Here is a 21,475-nt window from a genome sequence, read left to right as displayed (position 1 = left end):
TGGCCGCGCATGTGTACGGGCAATTTTAACCCAGCTCTGATCATATTCATGACCCGATGAATTGTGTGGGAGCGGCTTGTCTGAGACCAATGTCTCTGCATCTTGCCGGATATCGCTGTAAATGATTTATGTATCCTATATTTTACTTCAAATTTTGAGGAGACTATCCGGCAATGGGGCCAATATCAAGGTAGAACTTGGCGGAAATGACCGGTTTAAAATAAGTATTAGCTATTATAAGCGGTTAGCCGTATCACAAAGTCTTGTGTACATCGATTTGGGCACGTAGCAGCATTCCGAATAAATCCCTCGGATCATCCGGATCGGCCAGCATATCCAGTTTTTCGAAATAAGTGGTGCCGTCCAGCCTGCTACGGACATAGCGGAGCGCGGAGAAATCTTCAGTCGCAAACCCGACAGAATCAAAAATGGTTGTTTGACGGGAGTTACGGCGGCCATGGGCGGCGCCGGTCATTACCTGCCATAACTCCGTAACGGGATAATTATCGGGTAATTGCTGAATCTCTCCCTCCACACGCGTTTGCGGCGGGTATTCGACGAAAATGTCCGCGCGTAGGAGAATATCTTTGTGGAGTTCCGTCTTGCCGGGACAGTCACCGCCGACGGCGTTGATATGTATGCCGGAGCCAACCATGTTGTCTGTAAGGATCGTCGCATACTGCTTATCGGCCGTAACGGTTGTGATTATTTGCGCGCCTTCCACCGCCTTCTCCGCACTGTCGCAGCGCTCAATTTCAAAGCCCTTCCCGCTTAGATTACGAATACATTTGTCGGTCGCAGCGGCATCAATATCATATAGTCGCAACTTGTTGATATTGAGAAGAGACTTGAATGCCATTGCCTGGAATTCTGATTGGGCGCCGTTGCCAATAATGGCCATACAATCCGCATCCTGCGGAGCGAGATACTTCGCGACGACGGCGGAGGTTGCGGCGGTTCTGAGCGCCGTGAGGATTGTCATTTCAGAAAATAGCACCGGATATCCGTTGTCCACTCGCGACAGCATCCCAAAACCAGTTACCGTTTGCAGGCCCGCGCGTGTATTTTTCGGGTGTCCGTTTACATATTTGAACCCGTAAACCTCTCCGTCACTCGTTGGCATCAGTTCAATTACGCCTTCCGCTGAATGCGACGCGATGCGGGGGGTCTTGTCAAATATCTCCCAGCGTTTGAAATCCTCCTCGATAAACTGGGCGAGTTCGCCGAGAAAAGTCTCGATGCCAATGCTGTTGACGAGTTTCATCATATTATCAACGCTGACAAAAGGAACAATATTGATATCTTTGGGCGCGTGGGCATTCATGACTGGATACTCCGGGTGACAGGGTTAAGGACCTGACGCCCGAAAAGGCTGGCAACCAGGTCAACAATCAGTTTGCTTGTCTTCCCCCTAACATCGAGGAAAGGGTTCAACTCAGACACATCAAGCGAGGTGACAAGTCCGCTCTCATAGAGGATTTCCATGATCATGTGGGCCTCGCGAAAATTAACGCCTCCCGGGACGGTAGTTCCAACGGCGGGAGCAATTTCAGGATCGAGAAAATCAACATCAAGGCTGACATGGAGCCGACCCTTCGCCTCACGCACGCGATTGATAAATGCCCGTACCGGAGCGGCAATGCCAAACTCGTCAATAGCGCGCATGTCATGCACATCAATAGCCGTTCGGGCAATTCGGTCGCGTTCCGCCGGGTCAACGGAGCGGATCCCGAGCATACAAATATTTTCAGGCTTTATGCGGTCAGACGGGCCGGGAATGATATCCTCCAAACCAGAGTCGCCAGTAATATAGGCAACCGGCATACCGTGCAGGTTACCGCTGTCAGTCGTTTCGAGGGTTTGAAAATCTGTATGGGCATCGAGCCAAAGGACAAACTGTTCCGCTTTTTCTTCCCGCGCACTGCGGGCCAGAGCAGGCAGAAACCCGGCAGCAATAGAATGGTCACCCCCCATGAAAATAGGGACGTGGCCATCCTTCAGGTTATCGCGGCAAAAATTGTCGAGGCTTGAAATCATCGCGGCAAAGTCGGCGAGATGATGAACCTTGTCATTGGCATACTCAATTGGACCCGCCGGCTCTGCGTGTAAATCGCCGGCATCCCAGACCACAAAACCAAGTCCACTGAGCACCTCGAAAATATTCGCTGTTCGCAGCGCGTCGGGGCCCATCAGGCAGCCTTTTCGCCAACTACCCGTATCCGCGGGCACGCCAACAAGAACTATCGATTTATCCGTCATCTGGGTCAATCCAATGCAGGGCAAAAGTTATATAAATAATCACGATGGCCATTTGAATCGATTCAAATGGCGGAAACAACTGTATAAAATGACTAAATTGCGCATTGTATTTTTCAAAACGGCGTGCAAATATTCCGAAATGGATGAAACTGATCAAAAACTTGTTGCCGCCTTACGGAGAAATGCACGGGCCACGGTATCTCAACTCGCGTCCCAACTAGGTCTTTCCCGGGCGACCATACGCTCGCGGATGGAACGTTTGATGGCGGATGGCGAAATTCTGGGTTTCACTGTAGTGTTGAAGAGTGACGCTGCGGATATGCCGGTCCGGGGGCTCACACTTATCGAGATTGAAGGCAAAGGCAACGAACGGATCATATCGAGGTTACGGGGGTTCGCGGAAATACAGGCCATTCATTCAACAAACGGGCGTTGGGACTTGATCGTCGAGTTTGGCACCGATACACTTGCCGATCTTGATCAGGTGTTGCGGCAGATACGGCTCATTGATGGCATAAATACCAGTGAGACCAGTCTATATCTGGCCACACATCGAAGTAATAAAACCACCCGATTTTCGGATTTGCCGTCGTTCACCCATACCGAATAAAAGGAAGTGACTGTTATGACACGCTTATCCGTACTGGATTTGGCGCCCATTGTTGAGGGCGGGAACGCCGGGCAATCTTTTCACAACTCAGTCGAGATTGCGAAACAGGCCGAAGAACTCGGTTTTCACCGCTATTGGCTCGCCGAGCATCATAATATTCCCGGTATTGCGAGCGCCGCAACCGCTGTGCTGCTGTCCCATGTCGGCGCGCATACCAAAAAAATCCGGCTGGGCTCTGGCGGTATCATGTTGCCGAACCACGCCCCGCTGATCATTGCCGAGCAGTTTGGCACGCTCGCCTCACTTTATCCGGGGCGGATTGACCTCGGCCTTGGGCGTGCCCCAGGAACAGACGGCCTGACCGCACAGGCACTCCGGCGAAATCTGGGGGGCGGGGCAGACAGTTTTCCGAGCGATGTTGCTGAATTGCAGCGGTATTTTGATACGCCTGAGCCAGGCCAACGGGTAAGGGCCGTGCCGGGTGCCGGATTGAATGTGCCGCTATGGATATTAGGATCCAGTCTTTACGGGGCGGAATTGGCCGCCCATTTCGGACTTCCCTACGCCTTTGCCTCACATTTTGCGCCGACGGACCTTCATCAGGCACTCCATCTCTACCGGCAGAATTTCAAGCCTTCGATACAGCTGAAAGAACCATATGTCATGGTTGCCATGAACCTTCAGGCGGCGGATACGCGCGATCAGGCGGAAGAAAATGTCACTTCGCTGATGCAGGGCGTTCTGCAACTAGCAAGCGGTAACCCGATACAGCTGCCCCCACCGATAAAAGGGTTTGGCGATAGCCTCGGGTTCCAGGAAAAAGCGGTTCTCTCGCGCTTCATGACCTACACCGCGCTTGGCGACGCAAAGGACGTCAAAGACAGACTCCTGGCCTTTAAGGCAGAAACGGATGCCGACGAGATTATTCTGACAGCGCAGATTTTTGACCATCCAGCCCGGCTGCATGCCTATGAAATTGCGGCCGAGGCGATGGGCGCTCTATAGGGCTACCGATTGCACGGTTGGCTTCGACGTGTTCAAAGAGCTGTACATGACTGTCTCATGCGCCGCGCGCCAACTTGCCTTAAAAATTCAGTTTGGCAGTTATTTGTAAATACTGCCGGCTCAAGGTATTGGCCGAAGGAAGCCCGACAGTTTCATATGCATTCAAGACAATATCTTAAACTGCATAAGAAAATATCCTATGAATCATTGCAGGATCAGTTATCATGAATGCAGGAACGGTCAGTAGATTTATATTCGCAGTAAATAACCGTAATAAAAGCTTCGTATAACCTGTGCATTTATTAAGACCTCAACGTTTGCTAAAAAGGAAGAGAAGAATGACCAAGGAATCTCAGAAATCTGCTATTACCGCGCCAAAAGGAAAAAAGACATTCAGTCGCCGAAATGTGTTGAAAACGGCCTCAGCCGTCGGCGCCTTCACCGCTGCAGGCCCGGCCCTTGTCAAGAATGCCTTTTCATCGTCAGGGGAAGTTAACATCCTGATGTGGTCGGACTACCTGCCCGAACCGTTTATTGCCGATTTTGAAAAAGAAACCGGTATTAAAATCAATTACACGGGTATCGGTTCGAACGAGGAAATCATCAACAAGATGAAAGCCAACAAGGGTCAGGGCTTCGATATTGTATCGCCGACCAATAATCAGGGCCTGCAATGGGGACCGCTGGAGCTGTTGCAGCCTTTTGACATGGCACGTGTTCCGATCGACAAGGTAAACCCGGCGATGTCAAATATCGGGACGAAAGACTGGAACTTTGAGGATAAGGGCTCGCATTGGCTCCCGCATATCTGGGGAACTGAAGGTATTGCCTGGCGGACAGATGAATGGGCGCCGGCAGGAGATGCGCCGAGTTATGGCGATGTCTGGATGGATGCCAATGCCGGCAAAACCATGGGGCGCCCTCATTCGATGATGCTGGGTGCCGGCCTGTATATGGAAACAATTGGCGAATTGAACCCGGGCGACATGTGGAAAGCCTATGAATCCGAGGAGGCCATGCGGCCGGTTTGGGAAAAAGTGGCCGCTTGGTGTATCGATCGCAAAAAGAATATCAAGCTGCTGTGGAATGATGCGGATACACAGAAAAATGGGCTTCTTAATGAAGGCGTTATTGTGGGCCAGACATGGGACGGTCCGCCAATGGCTCTGAAAACGGCGGGCGATCCGATTATGTATCAGGCTCCCAAGGAAGGCTCCATGGCGTGGGTTGACGGAATGGCCATGCCGATCGGTGCCAAAAATACCGATCAGCTTTATGAATTCATCAAATTCTCTTACGAGGCGAAGAATGCCGGTAAGGCGATTGATTCGCATGGTTATAACTCACCGGTACTGGGCGCAGATAAATTTGCGGGTGACGCCTATAAGAAGAACTTCGCAGACGCCTATCCGGGAGATTCCCTCAGCAATCTCAACCCATGGCCGGCAGAGGCCCCGTGGTATGCTGAAATTCGCACTGAATATGTGAATAAATTCAAAAGTTCCTAACTCCCGAAAACTGTTCCGGGCCCCCTCGTTTGAGGGCCCGGAACGCCAGTCCCAGAAAATCCCCGATTTTTGGACCACAAACGGAATTATATGCCAATCAGGGAATGATTTATGAGTAAAGGAGTTGATGTCAATCTGGAAAATGTCTGGATCCGGTTTGGCGAATTTGTTGCTGTGCGAGAGGCCAATGTAACAATCAAGGGGGGTGAGTTTTTCTCCTTCCTTGGGCCGTCTGGATGCGGGAAAACTACTATTCTGCGGGCCGTCTCGGGGTTCCTCGAGCCGAGCGACGGAACGGTGAAGATTGGCGGCAAGAATATGGCCGGCATAGGCCCCAACAAGCGGCCAACGGCCCTGATCTTTCAGAATTTGGCCCTGTTCCCCCTTATGAAAGTTTGGGAAAACATTACATTTTCCTTGGAAGTAAAAGGGGTTGGTAAAGCCGATCGACGCAAGCGCGCGGACGAGCTGCTGGATATGATTGCGCTTTCCGATCAGGCTGACAAGCTTCCCTCCGAGCTTTCGGGCGGTCAGAAGCAACGTGTCGCCATTGCCCGGGCACTTTGCGCAGAACCGGATGTCCTGCTGCTCGACGAGCCTTTATCGGCACTTGATTTGAAGCTTCGCCAGCATATGCGCACCGAGCTTCGCGAAATCCAGCAACGTGTTGGTATCACCTTCATTTATATTACTCATGATCAGGGTGAGGCCCTTACAATGTCGGACAAGGTGGCCGTCATGCGCGCCGGGGTCATCGATCAGATTGCCAACGGTCATTCAATCTACAACGATCCGGCAACGCCCTTCGTTGCCTCCTTTGTTGGCGAGAATAATGTCTTCCGGGGCAAGATTAAATCCGTTGACGGAGATATGGCCCTCATTGCCACAAATCGTTCCGGCGATCTGCTTGCCCGGATAGCAACCTCTGCAAAGGGAACTTTGAAAGTGGGTGATCCGGCAATGATGTTTGTCCGCCCCGAAGTCTGCAACATCGCCGAAGATCCGGCGCCTGCGCATAATCGCCTGACGGCCATGGTCAAACATGAAGAGTTTGAGGGCCAAATTTACAATGTTTTTCTGGAAGGGTCGGAAGGCAAGGAAATCAAGATGTCACTCGTCAATATTGGTCAACGACGGCAATCTGCAGATGGCCGGAGCCTGACGCTGGAATACGTCCCGGAGCAGGCTGTGGTCTTGCCCGCGGGCGAACTCGCCAGCGAATAGGGCAAGAGAATGAATATCGTCCCAATCTTCAAAAATTATTTTGCCAAGAACGGGATCGGGCTCGGCAGTTTTATTTTGGTGACCGTGACAATCTGGGTTGTGCTGCTAATTATCCTGCCACAGATATCGATGCTCGATTTCTCTTTTCGTCATCACTTGCCGCCACCGGAAATGGGCGGTCCCAAGGACACATATACCCTTGAGCATTACAAATATCTGGTGTTGGGCGCGCCAGGGTCGGATGCGTCCTATAATGTTGTCGATTTAGGCGTATTCGCCCGGACGCTGTTGGCCGCTTTTTTCGTGACGATAATTGATCTGATCCTCTGTTATCCGCTAGCCTACTATCTTGGTCAGTCAAAGGGCGGAGGATTGGTTCGGGTGCTGGTTTTACTATTGATCATTCCCTATTGGATCAACGAAATTCTTCGGGCCTTTGCCTTTCGAATAATTTTCGGCGATAGTGGCGTGATCAATGAATTCATGCTCGCCATGGGCCTGATTAGTGACCCGATAGATTTCATCCGCGCAAATGTCGCTCTCTATGCGGGGCTCGGGTACGCCTATATCCTGCTGATGATTTTCCCGATCTATAATGTGATCGAAAGTCTGGATCGAAATCAGATTGAAGCGGCCCGCGATATGGGAGCCCCGTGGTGGCGCATTCACTGGCGCGTGGTGATCCCTTATGCCAAGCCGGGGATTTCATCCGGTTGTACCATGGTCTTTATGTTGTCGGCAGGCGCGCTGGCCGCACCGCAGATCCTTGGCGGACCATCAAGCCTTTGGTTTACACAGATCATTTACCAGTGGTTTAACACGGGCGGCAATTGGCCGCGTGGGGCAGCCTTTGCGGTTATCTTGTTGGTGACCTGTATCGTCATTGTGTTGTCGATGATGCGCTTGTTCAAAGTTCGGATTGGGGACATTGGAAAATGAAGGGAGAAAATTTCCTCGTTAAATTTTTCCTGGTTGCCTATCTCGTCGTTTTTTTCGGCTATCTTCTGGGGCCGTTGTTTGTCATGAGTGTGACGGCCTTCAATTCACCGGCGTTCCCGAAAATGGCTCCTTGGGAATGTCTGACGTTCGAATGGTTTGACGTCCTTGCTAACGACGAGAGAATTCTTAACGGCATCCAGAACAGTGTAATTGTCGGTATCGGGACGGTTATCCTTTCCGTTGTCATGGGGCTGGCGGGCGCATTGCTGCTGACGGAGATATGGCCCAGACTAAGGGCCACATATTATACCATCGTCATTGCACCCATTCTTATTCCGGGCGTCGTTCTTGGTATTTCAACTCTGGTTTTCTGGGACCGGATAAATATCATGCTCGGCCTCAGCAGTGGTAGTTTCCTTCATAACGGCATTTTTCTCACGGTTATTGGGCAATCGACTTTTATTGCCTCCTATTGCATGCTGGTGTTTATTGCCCGGCTGCAGCGTTACGATACCGGCCTGACGGAGGCCGCCCTTGATCTGGGCGCAACAAATGTTCAGGCGTTCCGGAAGGTACTTCTGCCGTTCATGAAGCCTGCAATCGGATCGGCGGCGGTCCTCGCTTTTCTGGCATCCTTTGAAAATTATAATACGACGACGTTCACCTTCGGAAAATTCCCGACTTTGACGATTGAACTCGCCCAGAAGGTACGATACGGCATAAACCCTTCCATTTCTTCGCTCGCGTTTATTATCATAGTCTTGACCATAATCGGGGCTCTCGCTCATGAAATTTATCGCCGCCGTCAGCAACTGGCGCTCGCAAACGGCGCACCGGTGTCCGCCGTCACCGGCAAATTTCAGCTGCCGAAATTCCTGCGGCGCAATCCGGCGAGTATCCTGTTGGTCCTGCTCGCCCTTGCCGGTTTCTCAACCATTTGGTTTGCGCAAGTCTATAGCCCCACGGAATGCAAAATGGAGGTGCGTGAGCAAAAACGTCTTATTCAGGAAGAACGTATTAATGCGATCCGGCAAAAGCGGCTTGAACAACAGCAGGAGAAACTGTTGAAGGGTCCGGATGTTTTTGGCGGCAGTAAAACGGCGCCGGCGCCCGGCACTGGCAAGACCATCGAAAGTCCCGGTAAGGGAACCTTCGGTAGTGTGTTCAACCCCGGCAATCTCGACAAGGCTGCCCCCGCACCGAGTCCGAACAAGCCGCTGGAAAGTCCCGGGAAAGGAACATTCGGGAATGTCTTTGATCCGAACAATCTCGAAAAGAGCGGTTCAGAGAATAAATAACCAAAACTCATAAAAAGCTGACATAGCCGATTGATCTGCTCACATTTAGTGGGGTTTTGATTCGGCTTCGGGCTCCGAGTCGGAGACTGCTTTCACAGTTTGATTTTCCCCGGCCGAGATAGTTTCATCCGTGAAAACATTATAGAGACGCGTGAGCTTGTTTGCTTCCTCGGTATACTGCTTAACCGCCGTCTGGAAAAAATCAGTATAGACGCTGACAAAATCCTGAACCGTTTCGCATTCGGCCAGTTGCTGGGAAACAGAAAAGTCCTCTTTCAGGCGATTACTTCCAAAATTCACCAACTCTTCATTACATTCCTGCATCGCTTCACATAGTTTCCGGTTCATTTTACCGGCGGTTTCCAGGCTTTTCTGGTTGACGTCAAATGTTGATTTAAAATCAAAAGGTACATTGAAATTGAACGGGATACTTCCTTCATCGGTCACGGAAATTTTCTGTGCCATTTTCTGTCCTTTCTGTAGATGATGTCCGGTTATGAATGATTTAAATGAAATCGTTCGGCTGCATTGACTCTGGTCAATGGCGGACATCTCAAAGAGTGTAATAGCAATTTAATGCCTGTCAATTGCTCTTCCAGTGACTCTGCGATAAGAGTGATAAGCGGCGCTATTCCTGACCACAGTTAGTCAGAAACGGGCTGACGTTTATACCCGAGCGAGGCTTCCAGAAGATGCTTGCTGTAGGGGTGTTTGGGCTGCAGGGCCCGCATCTCTTCAATACTCATGATCTCGACAATCCGTCCCTGTTGCATGACGGCAATACGCGAACATATATGGCCGACAACAGCGAGATCGTGGGAAACCATGAGATAGGTAAGGCCATGTTCGGTTTGAAGGTCTGTCAAAAGATTGAGGATTTCCGCCTGAACAGAAACATCAAGGGCAGACGTCGGCTCGTCGAGTAACAGGATTTCCGGCTGCGGCGCCAATGCACGGGCAATCGCGACCCGCTGTCGCTGTCCGCCCGATAGCTGATGCGGATACCGAAACCGGAAGGACTGACCAAGACCCACTTCGTCAAGAAGTTTGGAAATCCGGGCATCGATATTCGTAAAGCCATGAAGACGGAGGGTTTCGCTCAGGACCTGATCCACAGGATGGCGGGGATGAAGGGACGCGTAGGGGTCCTGGAATACCATTTGCACTTTTTTATAAAAGTGCCGGGACCGCTTTTTACCGAGGGTTTCCCCTGCGGCTTCCATAGATCCGCTCCATGTCGGGACCAGGCCGGTCAATGCCCGGAGGATCGTTGATTTCCCGGAGCCGCTTTCGCCGACGAGTCCAAAGCTTTCCCCTTTGGACACTTTAACGGTGGCTTCGCGGACGGCATCCACCCGGTCGATACCGTCCCCAAACCAGACGTTAAGCTTGTCGATATTAATGCCGGTCATTTGATGCCGCTCACGCTTTCGGCGTCGCGCCAGGCGGGATCGCGTTTCAATACCTCCAGCCGTCTGGCCGGCGCATCAAGGCGCGGCAATGACTTTAGTAGTCCCTGCGTATATGGATGTTGCGCCTCATGCAATTTATCGGCGTCGCAGATTTCGACGATCCTCCCGGCATACATAATCAGGACCCTGTCGCAGAAGGCGGAGACAAGGTTAAGGTCGTGGCTTATAAAAATCAGCCCCATGCCACGTTGCTGAACGAGCTTATCAATGATGCCGAGAACCTGAGTCTGGACCGAAACGTCTAGCGCGGATGTGGGTTCGTCCGCAATCAAGATTTTTGGGTTCGGGATGAGCATCATGGCAATCATGATGCGCTGGCCCATTCCGCCGGACATCTCGTGCGGATAGGCTCGAAATACCCGTTCCGGATCACGGATAGACACGGCCTCCAGCATTTCAAGAGTTTTCTGTTTTGTCTCAAGCGCCGTTGCTTTGGCATGTAGGGAATAGGCTTCCATGATCTGGGCGCCCACGGTCATCACCGGGTTCAGCGAAAATTTCGGGTCCTGCATGACCATTGAAATATGCTGGCCTCTAATCTTCCGCATCTCACGCTCTTTCAGTTGCATTAGGTCCTTGCCATCCAGCATAATGTGATTTGCTGTTACCTCTCCCGGTTTGCGAATGAGCCTGAGAATGGCCCGCCCTGTCATTGATTTACCGGACCCGGATTCACCGACAATACCGAGCCGCTCGCGGTCAAGGGAGAAGGAAACGCCCCGGACGGCATCAAATATTCCGTTTCGGGTCGGGAATTTTACCCAGAGATTATCGACGGTGAGTAAACTCATGTGTCATCCTTGGGATCGAGGACATCCCGAAGCCCATCCCCCAGCAGGTTGAAGGCGAGACTGACCATGAAGATCGCGAGTCCCGGTATGGTCGCAACCCACCAGTGATCGAGAATGAATTTTCGGCCCTCGGAAATCATCGCTCCCCATTCCGGGGAGGGCGGTTGTGCGCCAAGGCCCAGAAACCCTAATCCCGCCGCCGCAAGAATGATCCCGGCCATATCCAGCGTCACGCGGACAATCAGTGAGGATATACAGAGCGGCCAGATATGGCGTGTGATGATACGAAGCGGCCCCGCGCCCTGCAGCTTCACCGCACTGATATAATCCGAGCGTCGAATGCTCAGAGTTTCCGCGCGAGCAATGCGGGCGTAGGGTGGCCAGGCGGTGAGGGAAATGGCGATCACGGCATTCTCTATTCCGGCACCGAGGGCGGCAACGAAGGCGAGCGCAAGAACGAGGCGGGGGAAGGCAAGAAAAATGTCTGTTATCCGCATCAAAATCGTATCGGTCCACCCTCCGGCATAGCCGGCGACTGTTCCCATGAAAAGACCGACGACAGGGGCGATCAGAGCCACAAGTATGACGATGTAAAGGGTGATCCGGGAACCGTAGATGAGGCGGCTCAGGATATCCCGGCCAAGTGAATCCGTGCCAAGGAGATGCCCCTCGGCACCGAGCGGCTGTAATCGGTTTCCAAGCTCTTGAATAAAGGGGTCATGAGGGGCCAGCACTGGTGCGAAAATTGCGATCAGGCCCATAATGATGAGAATAGCTAGACCGAACATTGCCAGCGAGTTTGAGCGAAAGGACAGCCAGCCATGATATAACGAGGCGATGCGGGCATGCCGCCGGGATGTCGGCGCCTCCGTCCGCAGCCAGTCATGCAGTCGGCTCAGACGTCTGGGCTCGGGGCTGTGCATCCAGCTCATTTCGCCCTCGGATCATAAAACTTGTAAAGCAGCTCAGAAAATATATTCAGGCAGACAAAGACAAGACCGACTACCACCGTTCCGCCAAGAACGGCATTCATATCCGCAGACAAAAGCGCCGTCGTGATATAGGAGCCGATACCGGGCCAGGCGAAGATGATTTCGGTTAGCACCGAGCCTTCCAGCAGTCCTGCGTAACTGAGGGCGATGACTGTAATCAGCTGGACCTTGATATTGCCGAAGGCATGCCCCCAGATGACAGTTCGTTCTGGCAGGCCCTTGACCCGGGCCGTAATGATATATTCCGCGCTCATCTGTTCCAGCATGAACGAACGCGTCATGCGGCTGATATAAGCAAGGCTGTAATAACCGAGAAGGGAGGCGGGAAGGATGATATGGCTCATGGCGTCGCGAAAGACGGTCCAGTTGTCATCAATAAGGCTATCAATGAGAATCATGCCGGTGACGGATGGAACAACATCGACATAAAATATGCCGACGCGACCCGGACCGCCAACCCACCCGAGAATGCCGTAAAATATGAGAAGCGCGATGAGCCCTAGCCAGAAGATCGGCATGGAATAGCCGACAAGGGTCAGCACCCGGGTGATCTGGTCAATCCACGAGCCCCGCCGAACGGCAGCGATGACGCCAAGCGGTACGCCGATGACAATCCCGATAATGGTGCCAAGAGTGGCAAGCTCAAGGGTCGCGGGAAATACCCGGAGAATATCCTCGGCCACGGGCCGGGCATTCAACAAAGAGACGCCAAAATCACCGTTCAGGACATCCCAGATATAATAGAAGAACTGGATGACGATAGGCTGGTCAAGACCCATGGCCTTGTAGGCGGCCATATATGTTTCCTGTGTTGCCCGCTCTCCGACAATGGAGATCACCGGGTCAATTGGCATGACCCGTCCGATGATAAAGGTAACGAACAGGAGTCCCAGCATGGTTACGGCGATCGTTCCGATCGTTTTAAGCAGCTTGATCACTATGGAGCGATAGGGTGACTTTTGCCGCCTTTTCTCCGGTTCAACGAGTGCCGTCATGTTTTGCTGGGCTTATTTTGTGACCGGCCAGTAGGCGACAGCTGTTATGGCGCCTCCCAAATTCAGGTTTTTGACGTTACTCCTGCGTCCGGTTTGCTCAATCTTCTGGAACATTATAGCAAAGGGAGACGTTTTCTGGAATTCACGCTGAATGTCTTCGTACATTTTCTTGCGCTTGTCGCGGTCCCCTTCGGTTACAGCCGCCTCGGTCTTTGCGGTTAAATCGCCCGGATTCCAGGCATTCCGCCAGGCGAGCAAGCCGGTTGCCTTAGCTTCCTCTGAATTATCCGGATTATAGGCAAATGTACCGGCATTGGTTTGCGGGTCGGGGTAATCTGGTCCCCATGCACCGACATATACATCAAGATCCCGGGCGCGATAGCGTGTCAGCGTCTGTTTGCCAGTTCCGATACTGATGTTCAGCTTGATGCCAGCCTGCGCAAATGTATTTTGTAAGGACTGGGCGATTTCTATACGTTCCTGCGCTTCGCGAACACCGACCTCAACTTCCAGGCTTTCAACTCCGGCTTCTTTCAGCAACGCCTTGGCTTTTTCGACATTGAAGGAGTAGGGCGTGTCTTCAATAGCACCGAGGTAGGTTTTGGGCAGGAATGACTGATGAATTGTATATTGCCCCTTCAGGAAGCTATCCTGCATACCCTTGTAATCAATCAGGTATTTGATTGCCTCGACCACCTTGGGTTTTGAAAGGACCGGATGGCTCTGATTGAGCGAAACATACATCAGGCGGCCACGCAATTCGCTGTCGATAGTGATCCCGTCTTCGCTTGCAATACCGGCTACATCTTCCGGGTTAAGATTGCGGGCAATGTCGATATCCCCTTTTTCCAGCAGGAGGCGCTGGGTTGCACTTTCCTGTATATGGCGAACAATCACGCGCTTCATTGCGGGCGCACCATGATAAAAATCGTTATTGGCGTCTAGGGTTACAGATTCACTCGGTTTCCAGCTGACGACTTTATAGGCGCCGGAACCGGCTGAATTCGTTTTCAGCCATTCATTACCCAGATCACTGTTTTTATCATGCTCCATAACCAGTTTTTTATCGACAACCCCGCCAACGGTTGCGGTCAGGCAGTTCAGGATGAAGGAGGTCGCGTATTTCTTGTCTGTTGTGATCTTGAGCGTATTTCCCTCGGCAACGATCGTGTCCTTGATATTGTCTGGGGTAAACCCGAATTGGGTCAGGATAAAAGAAGGGGTCTTGGCGAGAGAAACAACGCGGCGTAGTGAAAATTCAACATCCTCTGCCGTGACCGGATTGCCAGAATGAAATTTAACACCGTCGCGCATGGTGAAGGTTATGGTGCGGCCATCTTCGGAAACCTCCCAGCTCGTCGCGAGGTCAGGCTCATATCCTTTTTCCAGGTCGAGCGGATCGAAATTCACCAGTCTGCCATAGACGTTTCTTATGACGTCACTGCCGGCAAACTCGAATGACTCTGCGGGGTCCAATGTGGTGATATCATCGATGCGGTTGGCAATGACCAGCATGTCAGGTGGCGTCTCCGCCAGCGCTTGGAAGGCGGGCGCCGCGGTAAACACGGCGGCCAGTCCCAAAACTGCCCCTGCCATCAAATTTTTCAGCTGTTTCATTTTGTAATCCTCTCCCTGTCTGCGTGGATTGTGACCGGTAATGACCGGTTGGCGACAGATTGCAAAGTCCATTGGATCTGCATTTGTAAATAAACAGGCGTATGGTTCGTCGCACTAAAAAGGGTCGCACTTTCATTTCACGATGTCGAGGAGTTTCTGGAGGAGAAAATGCGGGTTTTGAGCCAATAATGTTCCATTTTTCCTCTTTACAACGGGATGGCGATAACGGCAATCACGTCTCCCATCCCGACCAGTCCGGGAAAGTGGCGGGCGGTAAAAATGCCGTCCAGGGGACTTTTATAGATGACGGGCCGGGTTCCCGTGCGTTCGATGTCATGGACACGAGCGAGGGTCTGGCCCTTGGTGACATGGGAGCCAAGATCTGTCGCGATCTCCAGCAGGCCATTACTGACACTTGAAATAAAACATTGGCCATCGGGCATATCCAGCTGGATCGTTGTGGATTTCTCAAGCGGTCCTGGCAGAACGCCCGCATGTTTGAGAACATTGCTGACGCCTTTTTTTGCAATCGCGACCGTTGCCGCCCAGGCAGAGCCGCCCCCGCCGAGCTCGGTCGAGATAAATATTTTGCCCATTTCTTCGGCCGACGTGTCATACATCCCAACTGCATCAACCTCTAGCAGCATAACTGAATAGGGGGCGTTGAAGGCTTCCATCATGGCGACACAATCGGCCTGTTGTTGTTTGTTATCAAGTACATGGGCCGCGCAAAAGGGAACAAAATCCAGTGTCTTTCCGCCGGAATGAATATCAATGACGTAATCGGCCATGGGCAATAAGGTTCGCTGAAAAAAATCCGCGATCTTCTCGGTTACGGTGCCGTCAGGCCGGCCCGGAAATACACGATTCATATTACCCCCGTCGATAGGCGAAGTGCGGCGGGCGGCCCGAAAGGCGGGATAATTCATTCCCGGCACAATGATAACCCGACCGGACATTTTTTCGGTCTTGATCTTTGACGCGAGATCAAAGAGGGCAATCGGCCCTTCATACTCATCACCATGATTGCCGCCGGAGAGAAGAACGGTCGGTCCGGTGCCATTTTTGGCAACGGTAATCGGTATCATCATCGATCCCCAGGCCGAAGCGTCATGGGAATAGGGCAGTTTTAAAAACCCGTGTTGTATGCCATCTTTCTCGAAATCAACGGTTGGGGTTATCGGATTATTACGCATGACTTCAGTCCTTCACTATCAGTTTCCGGGGCACCGAAGACAGACATTCGGGGGCATTGTCTGTAATAACAATGCTCTCGGTTGTCTCCATACCCCAGTCGCTCATCCATAAGCCCGTCATAAAATGAAACGTCATTCCCGATTGCAGGACCGTCTTGTCGCCGGGCCGCAAGCTCATGGTGCGTTCGCCCCAATCCGGCGGATAGCTAATCCCGATGGGATAGCCGGTGCGGTTATCCTTGAGAATCCCGTATTTTTTGAGAACGTTGAAAAAGGCATTGGCAATATCTTCGCAGCGGTTGCCCGCCCGGGCCTTTTCAAGGCCCTCTTCCATGCCTTCCTGCACGGCTTTGTCCGCGTCAAGGAAAGCTTGTGGCGGTTTACCGAGGAAAATTGTTCGCGATAACGGCGCATGATACCGCCGATAGCAACCCGCGATCTCGAAAAAGGTCCCCTCGTTGGCCTTCATCGGCTTATCGTCCCATGTTAGGTGCGGCGCAGCTGCATCGGAACCCGAGGGCAGCAGGGGAACGATGGCCGGATAGTCGCCGCCATGCCCGTCCGCGCCCTGAATGCCTGTTGCGAATATTTCTGCGACCAGGTCATTTTTGCGCATCCCCGGTTCGATTATTTCAGCAATCCGTTCATGCATTTTCTCGACGATCCGACCTGCCCGCCGCATATAAATCAATTCCTGTTCGGACTTGACGGCACGGCACCAGTTTACCAACGCTGTTGCATCTTCCAGTTTCGCATTTGGCAGATGTTTTGCGAGCGACAGATAGGCAGCAGCCGAGAAATAATAGTTGTCCAACTCTAGGCCGATAGTGAGGTTCCCCCAACCACGATCGATCAGCATGGTGCTCAAAAGATCCATGGGGTGCCGCTCGGTGGACTGCACGTAATTGTCCGGATAATAGACAATATTCGCCTCGTTCATGAACACCGTGCGCAGGGCGCCATTGGCATCCTGCTGCCGCCCGTACCACAAAGGCTCGCCGTCAAGAGAGAGAATGACGCATTGATGAACGTAGAAGGACCAGCCGTCATACCCGGTTAGCCATGCCATGTTGGAAGGGTCGGAGATGATCAACAGCTCAATATTTTTCGCGGACATGACCTGCCGTGCTTTTGTGATGCGGGCCGCGTACTCGATACGGGAAAAGGGTAGATCTACATCTGGCATGGCACCCTCAAAAAATTAGCTTGAAAAAATTGAACCTACATCAGCAAGATTGCTACGTTGGTACGCGAGTGTGGCTATCGCTGTATCCTGCACGCCTGTTCCGGTTAGATCACAAATGGTAATATCACGAATTGACCGCCGCCCGGATTTCTGTCCGGCAATGACAGCCCCGAGCTCGGTAAATTCAGCGTCCTCTGTAAACCGCCCGGCAGCAACTGCAGACCGAAGTTCCCCCTGTTTCAGGCATTGGGCCAGGCTATCACAGACATACCGGTCGGCCACGGCAAGCACGTCAGGCGCGAGCTCATTTTTATATTCCGCATCTGATCCCATTGCCGTGATATGCTGTCCGGGTCGCAGCTGACCAGCAAACACAAGGGGCGACGGTGACGGCGTTGTCGTAACGATGATGTCGCATCCGGACATTAAGTCATCAATATTATCGGTCGTGGAAACATCAATGCCCATGCTCTCGCGGCAATCCTCAGCGCATTGCAATGCCCGGTCGCTATCGCGGCCCCAGATCACGGCCTTTTCGATGTCTCGCACCAATGTAACGGCTTTAAGCTGAAGCCGGGCCTGCAGTCCACTGCCGATAATTCCGACGGACTTTGAATCCTGTCTCGACAGCCATCTTGCGGCGACGGCCCCGGCGGCGGCCGTGCGGATATCAGTTAGGTAGCCGTTGTCCAGAAAAAGGGCCTCGACCAGCCCGGTTTTAGCCGAAAAAACCACCATCAGCCCATTCAGGCTGGGAAGACCGATTTTTGGATTGTCGAAGAAGCCGGGGCTCATCTTTATGGCGAAGGAGGGCACGCCGGGGACATATGCGGTTTTCACATCTACCTCGCCATTATGTTCAGGGATATGCAAACTCATAATCGGGGGCATCGCGACGTCCGCAGTTGCGAGTGACTTAAAGGCGCTCTCAATACAATCGATGAGGGGAGCATCCAGCGAGACAACGCGGCGCAACTCGCTTTCGGTGAGGATTTTGATGTCAGGCATTTGCGGCTATTCCCGTGTTATCGCCTTCCTCCAGCATGTCGATATTTTCCCCGTCAATTAACCGTTTATGCAGTCCCATATCGATATTGCAGCCGCTTATCACGATAACGCAGGCGCCGGGATTTTTGATCTTTCCTGCCATAAGGGCCGCTATTCCGACGCTTCCCGCTCCTTCAATAACCTGTTTCTCCTGCCAATAGGCATGGGCGATGGCCTTGGCAATTTCCGGCTCGCTGACGGTGATCAATTCATCAACATATTGGCGGGTCATATCGAAGGTATACTGGTTGTTGGTGCCGACACCGCCGCCAAGCGAATCAGCGAGGGTTGGGATTTCCCGAACCGCGATCGGCTTGCCGGCCGCCTGGCTTTCTATCATTGCTGCCCCGCGTTTCATTGATATGCCAATCACTCGTATCTCAGGATTTGCAGATTTAAGCGCGAGGGCGACGCCGGAGATAAGTCCGCCGCCGGATAGCGGCACAAGCACGGTGTCAACCGATGGCAGGTCCTCGAGTATTTCAAGTCCGACAGTGCCCTGACCGGCAATAATATCAGCATGATCGAACGGTGGCAGCATGACCATTCCCTGTTCGCGAACCAGACGATCGACCTCAAATTGGGCTTCATCCTGAGACTGGCCAATGATACAGACCTCCGCACCGAGGGCCTTGATCGCCTCAACTTTATTGCCTGGTACGAGTTTTGACATACAGATGATGCAGCGAACGCCCGCTTTCGCCGCGGCATGTGCAAGGCCCCGGCCATGATTGCCGGTTGAGACACCGACAATCCCCTTGCGCTGCTGCGCATCGGAAAGGGATAGAACCGCGTTGGTAGCGCCCCTTATCTTGAAACTGCCCGTTATCTGCAGATGCTCCATCTTCAGGTGGATATTCCCGTCACAAAGGCTGGAAAGTGAAGGAGAGGAAACAAGCGGCGTGGTCCGGACGGAAGATGCTATTCTCTGGCGAGCGCGGTAAATATCCTGAAGATGTATGGAGGCCATAAAATAACTTTCAGAAAGATTATATGATAAGTTCCATTTCCGGGAGTTCCATATCTAACGTAGCATTTAGCATGGCACCTTCTCTCAAATCAGCCGCGCTGGGAATAGCGCCGTTCAAGACGGCGAAGCAAAATCACTGACGGAACCGAGATGACAAGAAAGAAGACACCGACCATCGTCATGGGTTCCAAATATCTGTAAGAGTAATTGGCCACACTGCGGGCCTGGTTCATGAGTTCAAGTACCGTGATGGCAGACAGCAAGGGCGTTTCCTTGAAGATTGCCACAAAATAATTGGCGAGGACTGGAATAATTGGCGGGACAGCTTGTGGCACAATGATATGTATCCAGGTTTGCCGCGGACTCAAGTTGCAGGCTTTAGCCGCCTCCCATTGACCGGCCGAAATGTTATCAATTCCGGATCGATAAACTTCGGCGGTATAGGCGCTGTAATGAAGGCCAAGGCCAATCACTCCAGCAACCAGCGGGGGCAATAAAATCCCGGCATTGGGGAGAACATAAAACAGAAAATACAGTTGAACCAATAACGGCGTGCCGCGTATGAATTCGACAAAGTAATTGGTGGCCCTGCTGATAATTCGATTCCGGCTCCGGCGAAGTACGGCCCAGACAAGTCCGAGGACCATGGCCACAATACTTCCTAAAATTGCAGCCTGAATGGTAACGATGACGCCGTCTAACAACTGCGGCATTATCTTGTACGTGAACTCCCAATCCCATTCCATAATATGATCCTTATGCCTTGGTGACATCAAGTCCCTGTGAAAGCCTGCGTTCCAATCTGCGAACGCTGCTTGAGATCACAAGGGAAATAATAAAATAAAGAACGAGAATTGTCAGGAACGGCATCGTTGTGCTGCCGGTTTGTGAGCGGACGACTTGCGCCTGAAATGTCATGTCGGAAATCGATATCAGCGACACCACAGCCGTGCCCTTCAGCAGTTCAATGGCGTTATTTCCGAAAGTTGGCAGCATCAGGACGATTGCCTGGGGCATTGTGATATAGCGCATCCGTTGCCAACGGCTGAAATTGAGGGCGACACCGGCTTCATGTTGATCACGGGGCACCGATAAAATTGCGCCACGCACCACTTCGGCCCCATAAGCTCCGATATTGAGCCCTAGCGCAAGAACACCTGCAAAAAAGGGACTTAGGGGTATGCCGATCAACGGCAAGACAAAGAACGCCCAGAACAATTGCACAAAGATCGATGTGCCGCGAAAAAACTCAATATATGTCGTGGCGAGAGCCCTGAACGCAAAAAATCGCGACAACCGCCCCAGTCCGGCGACAAACGCCATGAACAATGCAAGCCCGCAGCCCAGGATCGTCAATTCAATGGTTGTGACGGCACCGTTCAAGATAAGCAGAAGGTACCCCATCCAGTCTGCCATAAAGTTTATCCTCCCCAAAGCCTGCCTTTAGGGGCGCCACGATAATAGCGCCCCAAGGATTTGTTTTTATTGCTTGCCCTCACATAAATTTTCGCGGGTCTGCAGGCTTGCCAGTTTGGCATTGAAGCCAAATGGCTCGACAATCTTGGCGAATTCTCCGCTTTTCTTCATATCGGCCAGAACCTCGTCGTAGGCATCTCGCAAGGCTACGTTCTTCTTGTTAAATGCGGCGCCCGCACAGTAAATCGGCGTTCCTTCAATCGGTGCGACAATTTCGAGATTGGGATCATCCGCCTTCTTCAGCAAGTCCGAATTTGACAAAAACGGCAATGCATAGACATCAATCCGCCCATCCTGAAGCATTTTAATCCCGGACTGTGCATCAGGAACGACAATAACCCGATCGCGCGATACACCTGCTTCCAGAGCGAGCCGTTCCTCGGTTCCGCCGCCAGGAGCGCCGACCTTTACAGATTTGTGAGCTCCCAATTCCTCATAGGTTGTAATGCTGAGAGGGTTACCTTTTTTAACGGCAAAAGACTCTCCATCGCATAGGTCCGGCTGGGAGAAGATGACGGCGGCGCAACGCTCCGGTTTGATAAACAGGCCTGCGGTGACCATATCGAAGCGCCCTGCCTGTAATCCCGGTATCATAGCGCCATATTCAGATACAGTTGCCAACACTTCGTCGACGCCAAGTTTCTTCATAACGGCCCGGGCCACTTCCGGCGCGGCTCCGCTAACGGTTCCGTCGGCATTCACTTGTGTCCAAGGGGGCTCGTTGGCGATGGAGATTCTCGCAAATCCCTGTTCCTTTAATTCCGCAAGCCTGTCTTCAGCCTGAACGGTGTGAATTACCAGGCCGCTGGCGAGCGTTCCGGCGATCAGCGAGAATGCCGCGCCTTTTAGAATTGCTCGTCGTATATTGGGTATGATCGTCATTCTGAATA

At 52.3% G+C, this 21,475-nt stretch carries 21 protein-coding genes; 6 read left to right on the top strand and 15 right to left on the bottom strand.

What is annotated here, in order from left to right:
* Nucleotides 1-253 precede the first annotated feature (253 nt).
* Together ACESNI_RS09190 and rocF are read right to left on the bottom strand one after the other, a co-directional pair.
* Complete coding sequence (locus tag ACESNI_RS09190; protein ID WP_373086250.1) at nt 254-1,324, bottom strand: ornithine cyclodeaminase; 1,071 nt, start codon at nt 1,322-1,324, stop codon at nt 254-256.
* Nucleotides 1,321-2,259: an arginase gene (gene rocF / locus ACESNI_RS09185; RefSeq protein ID WP_373086249.1), complete on the bottom strand. Its 939-nt coding sequence runs from the start codon at nt 2,257-2,259 to the stop codon at nt 1,321-1,323. The genes ACESNI_RS09190 and rocF overlap by 4 nt, the downstream gene beginning before the upstream one ends.
* A 139-nt stretch (nt 2,260-2,398) precedes the next feature.
* Between rocF and ACESNI_RS09180 the strand changes: the two genes are divergently transcribed.
* From ACESNI_RS09180 to ACESNI_RS09155, 6 genes are all read left to right on the top strand, one after another.
* Nucleotides 2,399-2,869, top strand: coding sequence for an Lrp/AsnC family transcriptional regulator (locus ACESNI_RS09180; RefSeq protein WP_373086248.1), 471 nt, complete (start codon nt 2,399-2,401; stop codon nt 2,867-2,869).
* A gap of 15 nt (nt 2,870-2,884) precedes the next feature.
* On the top strand, nt 2,885-3,874 hold the full coding sequence (locus tag ACESNI_RS09175) for an LLM class flavin-dependent oxidoreductase (protein WP_373086247.1): 990 nt from the start codon (nt 2,885-2,887) through the stop codon (nt 3,872-3,874).
* A 338-nt stretch (nt 3,875-4,212) separates the two neighbouring features.
* Nucleotides 4,213-5,382 carry an extracellular solute-binding protein gene (locus ACESNI_RS09170; RefSeq protein ID WP_373086245.1) on the top strand — a complete coding sequence of 390 codons (1,170 nt, stop codon included), beginning with the start codon at nt 4,213-4,215 and terminating at the stop codon, nt 5,380-5,382.
* A gap of 111 nt (nt 5,383-5,493) precedes the next feature.
* A complete protein-coding gene (locus tag ACESNI_RS09165) occupies nt 5,494-6,606 on the top strand; it encodes an ABC transporter ATP-binding protein (protein ID WP_373086244.1) in 1,113 nt (370 codons plus the stop codon).
* A gap of 9 nt (nt 6,607-6,615) precedes the next feature.
* Nucleotides 6,616-7,545, top strand: a complete 930-nt coding sequence (locus ACESNI_RS09160; RefSeq protein WP_373086243.1) for an ABC transporter permease — start codon at nt 6,616-6,618, stop codon at nt 7,543-7,545.
* The gene (locus tag ACESNI_RS09155; RefSeq protein WP_373086242.1) at nt 7,542-8,843 is read left to right on the top strand and encodes an ABC transporter permease; all 1,302 of its coding nucleotides are present in this window, start codon (nt 7,542-7,544) and stop codon (nt 8,841-8,843) included. Before ACESNI_RS09160 ends, ACESNI_RS09155 begins: the two co-directional genes overlap by 4 nt.
* Before the next feature lie 45 nt (nt 8,844-8,888).
* Here ACESNI_RS09155 and ACESNI_RS09150 read toward each other — a convergent pair whose 3' ends face one another.
* The 13 genes from ACESNI_RS09150 to ehuB form a co-directional block, all read right to left on the bottom strand.
* Nucleotides 8,889-9,308, bottom strand: a complete 420-nt coding sequence (locus ACESNI_RS09150) for a phasin family protein (protein WP_373086241.1) — start codon at nt 9,306-9,308, stop codon at nt 8,889-8,891.
* Between the two features lie 179 nt (nt 9,309-9,487).
* Complete coding sequence (locus ACESNI_RS09145; RefSeq protein WP_373086240.1) at nt 9,488-10,255, bottom strand: ABC transporter ATP-binding protein; 768 nt, start codon at nt 10,253-10,255, stop codon at nt 9,488-9,490.
* A complete protein-coding gene (locus ACESNI_RS09140) occupies nt 10,252-11,106 on the bottom strand; it encodes an ABC transporter ATP-binding protein (protein ID WP_373086239.1) in 855 nt (284 codons plus the stop codon). Before ACESNI_RS09140 ends, ACESNI_RS09145 begins: the two co-directional genes overlap by 4 nt.
* On the bottom strand, nt 11,103-12,038 hold the full coding sequence (nikC, locus tag ACESNI_RS09135) for a nickel transporter permease (protein WP_373086238.1): 936 nt from the start codon (nt 12,036-12,038) through the stop codon (nt 11,103-11,105). Before nikC ends, ACESNI_RS09140 begins: the two co-directional genes overlap by 4 nt.
* Complete coding sequence (locus tag ACESNI_RS09130) at nt 12,035-13,093, bottom strand: ABC transporter permease (protein ID WP_373086237.1); 1,059 nt, start codon at nt 13,091-13,093, stop codon at nt 12,035-12,037. Before ACESNI_RS09130 ends, nikC begins: the two co-directional genes overlap by 4 nt.
* Before the next feature lie 12 nt (nt 13,094-13,105).
* Nucleotides 13,106-14,710: an ABC transporter substrate-binding protein gene (locus tag ACESNI_RS09125; RefSeq protein WP_373086236.1), complete on the bottom strand. Its 1,605-nt coding sequence runs from the start codon at nt 14,708-14,710 to the stop codon at nt 13,106-13,108.
* A gap of 206 nt (nt 14,711-14,916) precedes the next feature.
* On the bottom strand, nt 14,917-15,906 hold the full coding sequence (doeB, locus tag ACESNI_RS09120) for a N(2)-acetyl-L-2,4-diaminobutanoate deacetylase DoeB (RefSeq protein WP_373086235.1): 990 nt from the start codon (nt 15,904-15,906) through the stop codon (nt 14,917-14,919).
* A 4-nt stretch (nt 15,907-15,910) separates the two neighbouring features.
* The gene (doeA, locus tag ACESNI_RS09115; RefSeq protein WP_373086234.1) at nt 15,911-17,092 is read right to left on the bottom strand and encodes an ectoine hydrolase DoeA; all 1,182 of its coding nucleotides are present in this window, start codon (nt 17,090-17,092) and stop codon (nt 15,911-15,913) included.
* 15 nt (nt 17,093-17,107) lie between these two features.
* Nucleotides 17,108-18,100: an ectoine utilization protein EutC gene (eutC, locus tag ACESNI_RS09110; RefSeq protein ID WP_373086233.1), complete on the bottom strand. Its 993-nt coding sequence runs from the start codon at nt 18,098-18,100 to the stop codon at nt 17,108-17,110.
* On the bottom strand, nt 18,093-19,109 hold the full coding sequence (eutB, locus tag ACESNI_RS09105; RefSeq protein ID WP_373086232.1) for a hydroxyectoine utilization dehydratase EutB: 1,017 nt from the start codon (nt 19,107-19,109) through the stop codon (nt 18,093-18,095). Before eutB ends, eutC begins: the two co-directional genes overlap by 8 nt.
* 89 nt (nt 19,110-19,198) lie before the next feature.
* Complete coding sequence (ehuD, locus tag ACESNI_RS09100; RefSeq protein WP_373086230.1) at nt 19,199-19,855, bottom strand: ectoine/hydroxyectoine ABC transporter permease subunit EhuD; 657 nt, start codon at nt 19,853-19,855, stop codon at nt 19,199-19,201.
* Nucleotides 19,856-19,865: 10 nt separating this feature from the next.
* Nucleotides 19,866-20,525 carry an ectoine/hydroxyectoine ABC transporter permease subunit EhuC gene (gene ehuC / locus ACESNI_RS09095; RefSeq protein WP_373086229.1) on the bottom strand — a complete coding sequence of 220 codons (660 nt, stop codon included), beginning with the start codon at nt 20,523-20,525 and terminating at the stop codon, nt 19,866-19,868.
* 66 nt (nt 20,526-20,591) lie between these two features.
* A complete protein-coding gene (ehuB, locus tag ACESNI_RS09090; RefSeq protein ID WP_373086228.1) occupies nt 20,592-21,467 on the bottom strand; it encodes an ectoine/hydroxyectoine ABC transporter substrate-binding protein EhuB in 876 nt (291 codons plus the stop codon).
* Nucleotides 21,468-21,475: the final 8 nt, after the last annotated feature.

Origin of the sequence: Sneathiella sp. (genome assembly GCF_041689005.1) — a bacterium.
Lineage (GTDB): Bacteria > Pseudomonadota > Alphaproteobacteria > Sneathiellales > Sneathiellaceae > Sneathiella.
The sequence above is the reverse complement of the archived record's forward strand: the minus strand, read 5'-3'. Positions and strand labels throughout refer to the sequence as shown.

Coding starts and splice junctions, on each gene's coding strand:
- ACESNI_RS09190 (WP_373086250.1), bottom strand. CDS start 1,324: ATGAATGCCCACGCGCCCAAAGATATCAATATTGTTCCTTTTGTCAGC.
- rocF (WP_373086249.1), bottom strand. CDS start 2,259: ATGACGGATAAATCGATAGTTCTTGTTGGCGTGCCCGCGGATACGGGT.
- ACESNI_RS09180 (WP_373086248.1), top strand. CDS start 2,399: ATGGATGAAACTGATCAAAAACTTGTTGCCGCCTTACGGAGAAATGCA.
- ACESNI_RS09175 (WP_373086247.1), top strand. CDS start 2,885: ATGACACGCTTATCCGTACTGGATTTGGCGCCCATTGTTGAGGGCGGG.
- ACESNI_RS09170 (WP_373086245.1), top strand. CDS start 4,213: ATGACCAAGGAATCTCAGAAATCTGCTATTACCGCGCCAAAAGGAAAA.
- ACESNI_RS09165 (WP_373086244.1), top strand. CDS start 5,494: ATGAGTAAAGGAGTTGATGTCAATCTGGAAAATGTCTGGATCCGGTTT.
- ACESNI_RS09160 (WP_373086243.1), top strand. CDS start 6,616: ATGAATATCGTCCCAATCTTCAAAAATTATTTTGCCAAGAACGGGATC.
- ACESNI_RS09155 (WP_373086242.1), top strand. CDS start 7,542: ATGAAGGGAGAAAATTTCCTCGTTAAATTTTTCCTGGTTGCCTATCTC.
- ACESNI_RS09150 (WP_373086241.1), bottom strand. CDS start 9,308: ATGGCACAGAAAATTTCCGTGACCGATGAAGGAAGTATCCCGTTCAAT.
- ACESNI_RS09145 (WP_373086240.1), bottom strand. CDS start 10,255: ATGACCGGCATTAATATCGACAAGCTTAACGTCTGGTTTGGGGACGGT.
- ACESNI_RS09140 (WP_373086239.1), bottom strand. CDS start 11,106: ATGAGTTTACTCACCGTCGATAATCTCTGGGTAAAATTCCCGACCCGA.
- nikC (WP_373086238.1), bottom strand. CDS start 12,038: ATGAGCTGGATGCACAGCCCCGAGCCCAGACGTCTGAGCCGACTGCAT.
- ACESNI_RS09130 (WP_373086237.1), bottom strand. CDS start 13,093: ATGACGGCACTCGTTGAACCGGAGAAAAGGCGGCAAAAGTCACCCTAT.
- ACESNI_RS09125 (WP_373086236.1), bottom strand. CDS start 14,710: ATGAAACAGCTGAAAAATTTGATGGCAGGGGCAGTTTTGGGACTGGCC.
- doeB (WP_373086235.1), bottom strand. CDS start 15,906: ATGCGTAATAATCCGATAACCCCAACCGTTGATTTCGAGAAAGATGGC.
- doeA (WP_373086234.1), bottom strand. CDS start 17,092: ATGCCAGATGTAGATCTACCCTTTTCCCGTATCGAGTACGCGGCCCGC.
- eutC (WP_373086233.1), bottom strand. CDS start 18,100: ATGCCTGACATCAAAATCCTCACCGAAAGCGAGTTGCGCCGCGTTGTC.
- eutB (WP_373086232.1), bottom strand. CDS start 19,109: ATGGCCTCCATACATCTTCAGGATATTTACCGCGCTCGCCAGAGAATA.
- ehuD (WP_373086230.1), bottom strand. CDS start 19,855: ATGGAATGGGATTGGGAGTTCACGTACAAGATAATGCCGCAGTTGTTA.
- ehuC (WP_373086229.1), bottom strand. CDS start 20,525: ATGGCAGACTGGATGGGGTACCTTCTGCTTATCTTGAACGGTGCCGTC.
- ehuB (WP_373086228.1), bottom strand. CDS start 21,467: ATGACGATCATACCCAATATACGACGAGCAATTCTAAAAGGCGCGGCA.